At 70.7% G+C, this 10,461-nt stretch carries 11 protein-coding genes and 1 pseudogene; 7 read left to right on the top strand and 5 right to left on the bottom strand.

The features are described from left to right. Window positions 1–23 precede the first annotated feature (23 nt). The 4 genes from fabA (at window position 24) to VQ02_RS37725 (ending at window position 3,647) form a co-directional block, all read left to right on the top strand. Window positions 24–578, top strand: coding sequence for a 3-hydroxyacyl-[acyl-carrier-protein] dehydratase FabA (fabA, locus tag VQ02_RS31405; protein ID WP_048448187.1), 555 nt, complete (start codon window positions 24–26; stop codon window positions 576–578). A 214-nt stretch (window positions 579–792) separates the two neighbouring features. After that, entirely contained in the window at window positions 793–2,019 is a 1,227-nt protein-coding gene (gene fabB, locus VQ02_RS31400) for a beta-ketoacyl-ACP synthase I (RefSeq protein ID WP_048448186.1), read from the top strand. A 107-nt stretch (window positions 2,020–2,126) separates the two neighbouring features. Further along, on the top strand, window positions 2,127–2,954 hold the full coding sequence (fabI, locus tag VQ02_RS31395) for an enoyl-ACP reductase FabI (protein WP_048448185.1): 828 nt from the start codon (window positions 2,127–2,129) through the stop codon (window positions 2,952–2,954). A 228-nt stretch (window positions 2,955–3,182) separates the two neighbouring features. Beyond that, window positions 3,183–3,647, top strand: a complete 465-nt coding sequence (locus VQ02_RS37725; protein WP_157080887.1) for a hypothetical protein — start codon at window positions 3,183–3,185, stop codon at window positions 3,645–3,647. Between the two features lie 317 nt (window positions 3,648–3,964). Here the strand turns inward: VQ02_RS37725 and VQ02_RS31390 are convergent, their stop codons facing one another. From VQ02_RS31390 to VQ02_RS31370, 5 genes are all read right to left on the bottom strand, one after another. Further along, complete coding sequence (locus VQ02_RS31390) at window positions 3,965–5,014, bottom strand: HD-GYP domain-containing protein (RefSeq protein WP_048448184.1); 1,050 nt, start codon at window positions 5,012–5,014, stop codon at window positions 3,965–3,967. Window positions 5,015–5,187: 173 nt separating this feature from the next. Continuing rightward, entirely contained in the window at window positions 5,188–5,634 is a 447-nt protein-coding gene (locus VQ02_RS31385; RefSeq protein WP_280818979.1) for an RrF2 family transcriptional regulator, read from the bottom strand. A gap of 66 nt (window positions 5,635–5,700) precedes the next feature. Beyond that, a complete protein-coding gene (dut, locus tag VQ02_RS31380) occupies window positions 5,701–6,180 on the bottom strand; it encodes a dUTP diphosphatase (RefSeq protein ID WP_048448183.1) in 480 nt (159 codons plus the stop codon). After that, window positions 6,177–7,052 (bottom strand): aldolase/citrate lyase family protein, encoded by an 876-nt coding sequence (locus VQ02_RS31375; RefSeq protein ID WP_048448182.1) that lies wholly within the window; start codon window positions 7,050–7,052, stop codon window positions 6,177–6,179. Before VQ02_RS31375 ends, dut begins: the two co-directional genes overlap by 4 nt. A gap of 77 nt (window positions 7,053–7,129) precedes the next feature. Continuing rightward, a complete protein-coding gene (locus tag VQ02_RS31370; protein WP_245239905.1) occupies window positions 7,130–7,744 on the bottom strand; it encodes a GntR family transcriptional regulator in 615 nt (204 codons plus the stop codon). 147 nt (window positions 7,745–7,891) lie between these two features. Between VQ02_RS31370 and VQ02_RS31365 the strand changes: the two genes are divergently transcribed. From VQ02_RS31365 to VQ02_RS31355, 3 genes and pseudogenes are all read left to right on the top strand, one after another. Next, window positions 7,892–9,208: an MFS transporter gene (locus VQ02_RS31365; RefSeq protein WP_048448180.1), complete on the top strand. Its 1,317-nt coding sequence runs from the start codon at window positions 7,892–7,894 to the stop codon at window positions 9,206–9,208. A gap of 16 nt (window positions 9,209–9,224) precedes the next feature. Next, window positions 9,225–9,905, top strand: a complete 681-nt coding sequence (locus VQ02_RS31360; RefSeq protein ID WP_048448179.1) for a DUF2848 domain-containing protein — start codon at window positions 9,225–9,227, stop codon at window positions 9,903–9,905. Window positions 9,906–9,912: 7 nt separating this feature from the next. Continuing rightward, a pseudogene (locus VQ02_RS31355) lies at window positions 9,913–10,461 on the top strand (hypothetical protein); the annotation flags it as partial.

Raw genomic sequence — 10,461 nt, 5'->3', positions numbered from 1 at the left:
CATCGAAGGAACCCGCCCGCCCCATGTCCGCCGACCAGACCTCCGCCGCCGATGCCCCGAGCCGGCCCTCGCACTTCTCCTACGAGGACCTGCTGGCCTGCGGCCGCGGCGAGATGTTCGGCGCCGGCAACGCCCAGCTGCCGCTGCCGCCGATGCTGATGTTCGACCGCATCACCTCGATCGGCCGCGAGGGCGGTGCCCACGGCAAGGGTCACGTCGTGGCCGAGCTCGACGTGCGCCCGGACCTCTGGTTCTTCCCCTGCCACTTCCAGGGCGATCCCGTCATGCCGGGCTGCCTCGGCCTCGACGCCCTCTGGCAGATGGTCGGCTTCTTCCTCGGCTGGCTCGGCTCGCCGGGCCGCGGCCGGGCGCTCGGCGTCGGCGAGGTCAAGTTCAGCGACCAGGTGCTGCCGAGCGTGAAGAAGGTCGTCTACGGCGTCGACCTGAAGCGGGTGCGCCAGGGCCGCCTGGTGCTCGGCATCGCCGACGGCTGGCTCGAGGCCGACGGCCGGCGCATCTACGAGGCGCAGGACCTGCGCGTCGGCCTGTTCCAGGCCGCGACGCCCGCCGGCGGCTGAAGAGCCCGTCACAGGCCCGTCATCGCGCGGGCCGACAAGGCTCGCGGAATCGTGGGCCGGCTCGGCCCGCCGACGCGCGGGCCGGCGAGGCCCGCCGGGACCCTTTCCCCCGATGGGCGGTTGAGATTACGGCGCCGGGCGCCTAGGTGACACCCGCGTGGCGAGTGCGCCCGCGGGCGCCCGTGGCGCCGCGCTCCGGAGGGTTCCGACAATCATGAGGCGTGTGGCAATCACCGGGATGGGCATCGTCTCGTCCATCGGCAATTCCACGCAGGAGGTGCTGGCGTCCCTGCGCGAGGCGCGCTCCGGCATCTCCCGCGCCGAGGACTTCGCGGCCCATGGCTTCCGCAGCCAGGTCCAGGGCGCGCCGACCCTCGACGCCGAGGAGGTGGTCGACCGGCGCGCGATGCGCTTCCACGGCGGCGGCACCGCCTGGAACCACGTCGCGATGGAGCAGGCGATCCGCGATGCCGGCCTGGAGCAGGCCGAGGTCACGCACGAGCGCACCGGCATCATCATGGGCTCCGGCGGTCCCTCGACCCGCGCCCTGGTCGAGGCGGCGGACATCGCCCGCGCCAAGGGGCCGAAGCGCGTCGGCCCGTTCGCGGTGCCGAAGGCGATGTCCTCGACCGCCTCGGCGACCCTGGCGACCTGGTTCAAGATCCGGGGCGTGAACTACTCGATCTCCTCGGCCTGCGCGACCTCGAACCACTGCATCGGCAACGCCGCCGAGATCATCCAGGCCGGGCGCCAGGACATCATCTTCGCCGGCGGCTGCGAGGAGCTGGACTGGACCCTCTCGGTGCTGTTCGACGCCATGGGGGCGATGTCCTCGAAGTACAACGAGACCCCGGCCCGGGCCTCGCGCGCCTACGACGCGGCGCGGGACGGCTTCGTCATCGCGGGCGGCGCCGGCGTCCTGGTGCTCGAGGAGTACGAGCATGCCAAGGCCCGGGGCGCGCGCATCTACGGCGAGGTCGCGGGCTATGGCGCGACGTCCGACGGGCACGACATGGTCGCCCCCTCCGGCGAGGGTGCGGTGCGCTGCATGCGCCAGGCGATCGAGGGCCTGAAGGGCGCGAAGATCGACTACATCAACCCCCACGCCACCTCGACCCCGGTCGGCGACGACAAGGAGATCGAGGCGATCCGCGAGGTGTTCGGCGCCGGCGAGTCCTGCCCGCCGATCGCCGCGACGAAGTCGCTGACCGGCCACTCGCTCGGCGCCACCGGCGTGCAGGAGGCGATCTACTCGCTCCTGATGATGAACAACGGCTTCATCTGCGAGAGCGCCCACATCGACGAGCTCGACCCGGCCTTCGCCGACATGCCGATCCTGCGCGCCCGCAAGGACGGCGCGAAGCTCGGCCACGTGCTCAGCAACTCCTTCGGCTTCGGCGGCACCAACGCCACGCTGGTGCTCAAGCACGTCGACGCCTGAGGCAATCAGGTGCCAGACGCGGTCAGGTGCCTGACCCGCTGAGCGTGGACAGGAGCCGGCCCGGCGCGTAAAGGCCCGATCCACCGAACAACAGCGGAGGATCGGGCGTGACGGGTTTGATGGCAGGCAGGCGCGGGCTCGTGATGGGCGTCGCGAACGACCACTCCATCGCCTGGGGCATCGCCCGGGCCCTGGCGGGCCAGGGTGCCGAACTGGCCTTCACCTACCAGGGCGAGGCCCTGGGGCGCCGGGTCGGGCCGCTGGCCCAGACGCTGGGCTCGTCCCTGGTCCTGCCCTGCGACGTCGAGGATCTGGCCAGCGTCGACGCGACCTTCGCGGCCCTCGACGAGGCCTGGCCCGAGGGGCTGGATTTCGTCGTCCACGCCATCGGCTTCTCCGACAAGTCACAGCTCAAGGGCCGCTACGTCGACGTCACCACCCGGGAGAATTTTTCCCGCACGATGGTGATCTCGTGCTTCTCCTTCACCGAGGTCGCCCAGCGGGCGGCCAAGCGCATGCGCCCCGGCGGCGCCCTACTGACGCTGACCTACGGCGGCTCCACCCGGGTGATGCCGAACTACAACGTGATGGGCCTCGCCAAGGCGGCGCTGGAAGCCTCGGTGCGCTATCTCGCGGCGGATCTCGGGCCGCAGGGGATCCGGGTCAACGCCCTCTCAGCCGGTCCGGTGCGCACGCTCGCCGGCGCCGGCATCGCCGATGCCCGGCTGATGTTCAACCACCAGGCCGCCCACGCGCCCCTGCGGCGCACCGCGACGCTCGACGACATCGGCGGCTCGGCCCTCTACCTGCTCTCTCCTCTCTCGGGTAGCGTCACCGGCGAGATCCACTTCGTCGATTCGGGCTACAACATCATCTCGATGCCGCGACCGGACGTGCTGAAGGCGCAGGACGCGGCGGGGGTGACGGACGCGTGAGTGGGTGAAGGCTGAGTTGCACGACATCTCAGCCTCACTTCTAAGGGTGGGAACACTAGATCACTTGCCCTAGTTCTTCCAATCTGACAGACGAGCGGATTTTTGTAGGTTGCAAAAGACATAGATTTTATATTGAGCAATTTTTGATAGTAATTTTGTTAGATCTAAAGACATCTTGATTTTTGCGAACCGGGATATAAGTTTTTGGATGCACGAAGAGAGATTCATATGTCAGAGTTGGCAGGAAATTTGCCAGACGGAACTCCGCCGAAATTGAGGAGAGTATTCGCTATTGCGGTTGCTATAGCTGCCCTGATCGGCGTTGCCGCTTATGCGCTTGAGAAAATTAAACCTGTTGGCAGTGATCTTTATGCTTTTTGTCGTTACACCTATGTTTGTGCACCCGCTCCTTTAAAGGAACTGCGGCCGCTCGCATCTGGATATGCAAAAGGAAATACTGCTCGACGAGCAGCCAATGATCAATTCATAGAATATTCCCGCGACAATCCCGATTGGAACATATGCCTAACTAATGTACGTAGCCTGTCTAAAAGTGGGCCCTTTAATTCCAATGTTGAATATCGTATGGAGGGAACATTTTTTGGAGTTCCTAAATGGCGGGGGCTTTTTGAGAAAATCAGCGATTTTATAAATGGCAGGACATACACATTTCCGGCCTGTCCAAAAGAATAGTATTTGCTTGTAATTATGCAAAAATTAACACAAGTAAGAATCATCATTTTACTTTATCGCCACTGTAGTTCTGAAAATTATATAGTCTCCAATCGCATACAACAAATAAAATTTATCAGCATCTACTTGTGATTTATAAAAATAAGTGTTCTTAGGCGCCCACAACAAACTCAATCGAAGACAGCGCAACTACGATCAATGACCAATTAATAGTTCCGCTGAATTTTTCAATTGCTGGTTTTTCTACTCCAGAATCTATCGGTCGTGGACATTACGTAATCCGAGAACGACGCGAGGGCAGAGGCGTGCCCCTCCCCTCACGCCGCCCGATCCGCCGGCCGCTCCTCCACCAGCGCCACCACGTCCTCCCACCGCGACAGGAACGCTGCGACGCAGCCGGGATCGAAGTGGGCGCCCGACTGCTCCTCCAGGAAGCGGCGGGCCCGCTCCAGCGGCCAGCCGGGCTTGTAGACCCGGGTCGAGATCAGGGCGTCGAACACGTCGGCGACCGCGGTGATGCGGCCGGGCAGCGGAATCTCGGTGCCGCGCAGGCCCTGCGGGTAGCCGGCGCCATCCCAGCGCTCGTGGTGGGTGAGCGCGATCTCGGCGGCGAGGCGCAGGAGCCGGGACGGGCTGTCATGCAGCATGCGGTAGCCGCGCAAAGCGTGCTGCATCATCTCGTTCCGCTCCGGCTCGGTGAGCGGGCCGGGCTTGCGCAGGATGCTGTCGGCGACGCCAATCTTGCCGATGTCGTGCATGGTCGAGGCGAGCGCGATGTCGTTGCCCTCCTCCTCCGACAGGCCGAGCCCGTCGGCGATGGCGAGGACGCAGCCGGCCACCCGGGTCAGGTGGTCGCCCGCCTGGTCGTCGCGGAACTCCGCCGCCAGCATCAGGCGGCGGATGATCTCGCGCTCGCGCTCCTGGCTCTCCGCCACCGCCTGCTCGACCTCGCGGGAGAGGGTGCGGGCCTGGATCTCGACCGCCTCCTGGGCGCGGGCGAGGGCGATCAGGTTGCGGCCGCGCAACGCCAGGTCGGAGGCGTCGAGGGGCGCCAGCACCACGTCGGTGGCGCCGGCCTCGAGGGCGAGGCGCCGCGTCTCCGCCGGCTCGCCGCCGGCGACGAGCAGGACCGACATATGGGCGAGGTGCGGCCGCAGCCGGAGGCCGCGAATCAGCCCGAGGGCGTCGAGGCCGGGGCCGGCCTCGACCAGCACGAGGTCCGCCGCCCGCGTCTCGAGGGCCGCGAGCGCCGCGCCGGCCTCCGCGAGCGCCAGGGTCGGGTAGGCCAGGGCGAACAGCCGGGTCAACCCACCGGGATCAGGCCGGGCCGTGACGACCACGACGGCGGGATCGGCTGCGTTGGTCATGGTCCCCGGTGTTCCTTTCCGCGCCGGATGATGGCTCAAACTGCCACGACTTGATAAAACGTTCTTTAAGCTTCCGCACCGCAGGCCAGGTTCGGCGCGTCCCCGCCAAGCAGGCACAAGACGTTGATCGCGCGTCGATTTCCCCGGAGTGCGCGGAACCGGCGGAAGACTGCTTAGATGATGAAGTCTGGGCCGGCCCGCGGGCCGGCGACCTTGGCGACCTCGGCCCGGCCGCAGAGATCCTCGACCGTCACGGCGTCGAGGGCCGCGAGGTAGGCCGCGGCCGCCTCCGCCACCAGGGGCGCGACCACCAGGCCGGCAAGCTCCGAGCCGGCTGAGCCCCCCGGGCCGGATTCCGCGATCCCCGGCCCCAGCACCGCCCGGGCGACGTCGCCGGCGCTGATGCGCCGGCGCTCGCGGGCGAGCTCGTAGCCCCCGTGCGGCCCGCGCAGGCCCTTGAGCAGGCCGTGATGGACCAGGGCCTGCAGCACCGCCTCGAGGTGGCGGGGCGGCAGAGCGTGGCGCGCTGCCAGCGCCTTCGCGCTCACCGGCTGCGGCCGGGCGTGGAGCGCGATGTCGACCATGGCGGCGAGCGCCAGGGCGAGGCGCGGCGGCGCCAGCGCCGGGCTCGGCCCGGCGACGGCCCGGCCCGGGCCGGCGGGAGGCGCGACCGCGTCCAAGCGCCCTCAGCCGCGGCCGGTGGAGCCGAAGCCGCCCGCGCCGCGGCCGTCCCCGACCTCCGGGAAGGCCTCGACGACCCGCAGGGACGGCCGCACCACCCGGGTGAAGACGAGCTGCGCGACGCGCTCGCCCGGCCGCACCGTGAGAGCGTCCGCCGCGCCGGGCGGGTTGCGGTTCCAGGCCGAGATCATCAGCGGGCCCTCGTAATCCGCGTCGATGACGCCGACGGTGTTGCCGAGCACCAGCCCCTCCCGGTGCCCCAGTCCCGAGCGCGGGTACACCATGGCGCACCACGCGGGATCGCGGATCGCGAGGGCGAAGCCGGCCGGGATCAGGGCGGGCGGCCCCTGCGGCTCCAGGGTCAGGGGGGCATCGAGGCAGGCGTGGAGGTCGAGGCCGGCGGCGAGCGCCGAGCCCCATCGCGGAAACCCCCAGCCGGGCAGCCGCGGGTCGAGGAGCCGGATCGCGACGTCGAGGCCGCTCATGCGCCGCGCGCCGCGCCGGCCCGCGCCGCCACGGCCTCGGCCAGGGCCACGAGCCGGCGGGCCTCGTCGGCCTCGCGCCGCAGCGCCGTGCGGCCGAAATGCGCGACGCCGGCCTGGCCCCGGCTCTCGGGCGCCTCGAAGGCCGACAGGAGCGCCCTGGCCGCCGCCAGCGCCTCCGGGTCGGGCGCGAAGGCCGCCTCGGCCCGGCGGGCTCCGGCGGGCGCGGTCACCACGGCGCCGTCGAAGCCGAGGCCGCGGGCGCGGCCGATGTCGAGGCGGTCGGCGGGATCGAGCAGGATGTCGAGGTCGTGGGCGCGGGCCGCCGCGAGCGCTGTCGCCAGCCACACGAGGAGCGGCCCGGCCTCCGGTGCGCCGGGGGGCAGCCGGCCCTCGCGGGCGAGGGCGCCGGCATCCACCACCAGGCAGGCGAGGCGGGCATCGACGTCGCGCACCGCGCTCGCCACCGCCTCGGCGGAGAGGATCCCGAGCGGCGTGTCGAGGCAGGCCCAGATCCGCGTCCGCTCCGGGGCGCCGAAGCGGCGCAGGCGGCTGCCGATGCCGGCGAGGTCCTCCGGCTCCTCGACCCGCGGCACCAGCACCGCGTCGGGACCAACCTCCGCCACCGCCGCGAGGTCGGCCTCGCCCCAGGGCGTGTCGAGGCCGTTGACCCGCACCACCACCTCGGCCGCGGCGAACCCGCCTTCGCGCAAGCACGGGGCGAGGCGAGCCCGGCCCGCCTCCTTGTCGGCGGGGGGCAGCGAATCGGCGAGGTCGAGGATGAGCGCGTCGGCGGGCTCGGACCTAGCCGCCGCGAGGGCGGTCGCGGCGGCCGGCACCAGCAGGGCGCTGCGGCGGGGGCGGATGTCGGTCATCGGTCGCGTGACTCCCCGAATGGCGGCGCATCTATGCCCCGGGGAAGGGCGGGATGGCTATAGCGGAGGCCCCTCCGTCATCCGAGCCGCGACGCCAGGGTGCGGGCGAAGGAGTCGATGTGCGCGGTCATCGCCGCCGCCGCCGCCTCGGGGTCACGCCGGCGCAGGGCCTCGAGGATCACGGCGTGCTCCTCGGCGACCTCGGCGAGGTGGTGGCCGGTGGCGAGCGACAGGGCCCAGAACCGCACTGAGCGCCCGTGCAGCCCGGCCAGCACCTCGGCAAGCACCCGGTTCCCGGAGGCCTCGGCGATCAGGGCGTGGAAGCGCCGGTCCGATTCGAGGATCGCGTCGAGCCCGTCCGGCTGCTCCGCGAGCAGCGCCTCGAGCCGTGCCACGGCCTCGGGCTCGATCCGCGCCGCGGCCAGGGCCGCGCAGGGCGGCTCGGTCAGGCGGCGCACCTCGATGAGGTGGGCGAACTCGTCCATCGAGAGCGGCAGCACCAGCACCCCCTTGCGGGGCAGGATCCGCACCAGGCCCTCGTGCATCAGCCGGTGCAGGGCCTGGTTCACCGGCGTGCGGCCGAGGCCCAGCTCCGCGCACAGGCCGGCCTCGTTCAGCGCGTCGCCGGGCCTGAGCCGCAGCGCGACGATGTCGTCCTTCAGGCGCCGGTAGGCGCGCTCGTTCTGCGACAAGGTTGGGCACGAACCTGCACGCGTTTCCGCCACCGTCACCGCTCCGCTCACTGGACGCCGCATACCACGGCTTGTGAAATATCACAGGCATGGTACTTGCAGAACCATACGCCGGGCGGCCGGATCGCGGACCGCGGGAGAAGAGCGATGACAAGGGTGGACGGGGTGAGCGCGCACGAATTGGACGAGGGCTATCGCAGGGCGACCCTGCGGCTGATCCCGTTCCTGGTCTTCCTGTTCATCCTGGCCTGGATCGACCGGGTGAACGTCGGTTTCGCCAAGCTGCAGATGCTGTCCGACCTCAAGTTCAGCGAGGCGGTCTACGGCTTCGGCGCCGGCATCTTCTTCATCGGCTACTTCCTGTTCGAGGTGCCGAGCAACCTGCTGCTCGAGCGCATCGGCGCCCGCAAGACGCTGGCGCGCATCACCATCCTGTGGGGGCTCGCCTCGATGAGCCTCGCCTTCGTGCGCACGGAATGGGAGTTCTACGCCATCCGCTTCCTGCTCGGGGTGTTCGAGGCCGGCTTCTTCCCGGGCGTGGTGCTCTACCTGACCTACTGGTTCCCGAGCGCCCGGCGCTCGCGCATCAACGGCCTGTTCATGACCTCCTTCGCGATCGCGGGCGTGGTCGGCGGGCCGCTCGCCGGGCTCATCATGGGCACGATGGGGGGCGTCGGCGGCATGGCCAACTGGCAGTGGCTATTCATCCTCGAGGGCATCCCCTCGCTGGTGGCGGGCGCCGCGGTGCTGGCCCTCCTGCCCGACAGGCCGCAGGACGCGCGCTGGCTCGAGCCGAAGGTCGCCGCCGCCATGACCGCGCGGGTCGAGGCCGAGGGCCGGGCCGCCGGCAAGGAGGCGAGCTTCCGGGCGGCGCTCCGCGACGGCCGGGTCTGGCTCTGCGCGCTGATCTACTTCTGCATCGTCAGCGGCAACGCCACGATCGCGTTCTGGACGCCCTCGATCATCAAGGAGATCGGCGTGCAGGGCGCCATCGCGATCGGCTTCCTCGCCGCGGTGCCGTTCATCGCCGGCACCATCGCCATGGTGTGGACCGGGGCGCATTCCGACCGCACCGGCGAGCGCCGGCTGCACTGCGCCATCGCCAGCCTGATCGCCGCGGCGGGCCTCGCCGCCACCGGGGCGCTGATCGGCCACGCGACGCTCGCCCTCGTCGCCCTGACGGTAGCGGCGATCGGCATCCTGGCCGCCTTCCCGGTATTCTGGTCGCTGCCCCAGACCTTCCTCTCCGGCACCGCCGCCGCGGGCGCCATCGCGGCGATCAACTCGATCGGCAACCTCGCGGGCTTCGTCGCGCCCTACGTGGTCGGCCTGTCGAACACCCTGACCGGCACCTCGACCAACGGCCTCTACTTCGTCGCCGGGCTCGAGCTGCTGGCGGGCATCCTGGTGCTCGGCTTCGCCCGCTGGCGCGAGGGCGCGGCGGAGCCGGCCCCCGCCGAATAGTTCGGAGATTCTTTCGATGCTGACCTTCCATCGCGAAGCCGCCGGGCGCCGGGACACGATCGCCCTCGCCCCCGAGGCGCTGGTGATCGCCGGCTGGGCCGGGCGGGACGAGGCGGCGATCCGCCACCACATCGAGGAGCTGGCGGCGATCGGCGTGCCGCCGCCGTCCTCGGTCCCGGTCTACTACCGGGCCGCCGCCGCGACGCTGACGCAGGGAGGCCGCCTCGAGGTGCTCGGGCCGGATTCCTCGGGCGAGGCGGAGCCGGTGATCGTCTCCCTCGCGGACGGGCTCTGGCTCGGCCTCGGGTCCGACCATACCGACCGCAAGGCCGAGACGATCGGCATCGCGCTCTCCAAGCAGCTCTGCGGCAAGCCGGTCGGCACCGGGCTGTGGCGCCTCGACGAGGTCGAGCCGCACTGGGACGACCTGGTCCTGCGCGCCCACGCCACCATCGACGGCGAGCGGGTGCTCTACCAGGAGGGCCGCCTGACGGCGTTGCGCACCCCGCGCGACCTCCTCGCGCGGCGTCCGGGCGGGCCGGACCTCGCGCCCGGCACGGTGATGTTCGGCGGCACCCTCGGGGCGATCGGCGGCATCCGCCCGGCCTCCCGCTTCGAGATGACGCTGGAGGACCCGGTGCTCGGGCGCACGCTGACCCACGCCTACGATATCGCCGTGCTGCCCGTGGTGGCGTGAGGCCGCGATGGGCGCCACGGGGATCCTGACCTCCCTGGCCGGGATCGGGGGCGCCGCCTTCTGGGCGGCTCTCCTCGCCAAGATGCTGGCGAGCGCCGCGATCGTGGTCCTCGCCTCCCTGGCGGTCGAGCGGGCCGGCCCCCTCGTCGGCGCCATGATCGCGACCCTGCCGCTCTCGGCCGGGCCGGCTTACGTCTTCCTCGCCCTCGACCACGATGCGGGCTTCCTGCGCGACAGCGCGGTGGCGAGCCTGCCGGCCATCGCCGCCACCGCCCTGTTCATCGCCGCCTACGCGGCCATGGCCCGCCGGCACGGCGTCGCGGGCGCGCTCGCCGCGGCGCTCGCCACCTGGATCGCGGCGGCCCTGCTGCTCGGCCGGCTCGGCGGCGGCGTGGGCGCCGCCGCGCCCGTCGCCGTCCTGGTGATCCTCGCCTGCATCGCCGCCTGCCGCCGCCTGCGGGCGGCCGGCCCGGCGCCGGCGCGCCCGGGGCGGCGCGGCGACGTCCTGGTCCGGGCCGTCATCGTGATGGTCCTCGTGGTCGCGGTGGTGCTGGCC

The organism is Methylobacterium variabile (assembly GCF_001043975.1).
GTDB classification, from domain to species: Bacteria; Pseudomonadota; Alphaproteobacteria; order Rhizobiales; family Beijerinckiaceae; genus Methylobacterium; species Methylobacterium variabile.
The sequence above is the reverse complement of the archived record's forward strand: the minus strand, read 5'-3'. Positions and strand labels throughout refer to the sequence as shown.

Bases quoted from the DNA above. Each gene is read 5' to 3' on its own strand.
- fabA (WP_048448187.1), top strand. From the start codon at position 24: ATGTCCGCCGACCAGACCTCCGCCGCCGATGCCCCGAGCCGGCCCTCG.
- fabB (WP_048448186.1), top strand. From the start codon at position 793: ATGAGGCGTGTGGCAATCACCGGGATGGGCATCGTCTCGTCCATCGGC.
- VQ02_RS37725 (WP_157080887.1), top strand. From the start codon at position 3,183: ATGTCAGAGTTGGCAGGAAATTTGCCAGACGGAACTCCGCCGAAATTG.
- VQ02_RS31390 (WP_048448184.1), bottom strand. From the start codon at position 5,014: ATGACCAACGCAGCCGATCCCGCCGTCGTGGTCGTCACGGCCCGGCCT.
- dut (WP_048448183.1), bottom strand. From the start codon at position 6,180: ATGAGCGGCCTCGACGTCGCGATCCGGCTCCTCGACCCGCGGCTGCCC.
- VQ02_RS31375 (WP_048448182.1), bottom strand. From the start codon at position 7,052: ATGACCGACATCCGCCCCCGCCGCAGCGCCCTGCTGGTGCCGGCCGCC.
- VQ02_RS31365 (WP_048448180.1), top strand. From the start codon at position 7,892: ATGACAAGGGTGGACGGGGTGAGCGCGCACGAATTGGACGAGGGCTAT.
- VQ02_RS31360 (WP_048448179.1), top strand. From the start codon at position 9,225: ATGCTGACCTTCCATCGCGAAGCCGCCGGGCGCCGGGACACGATCGCC.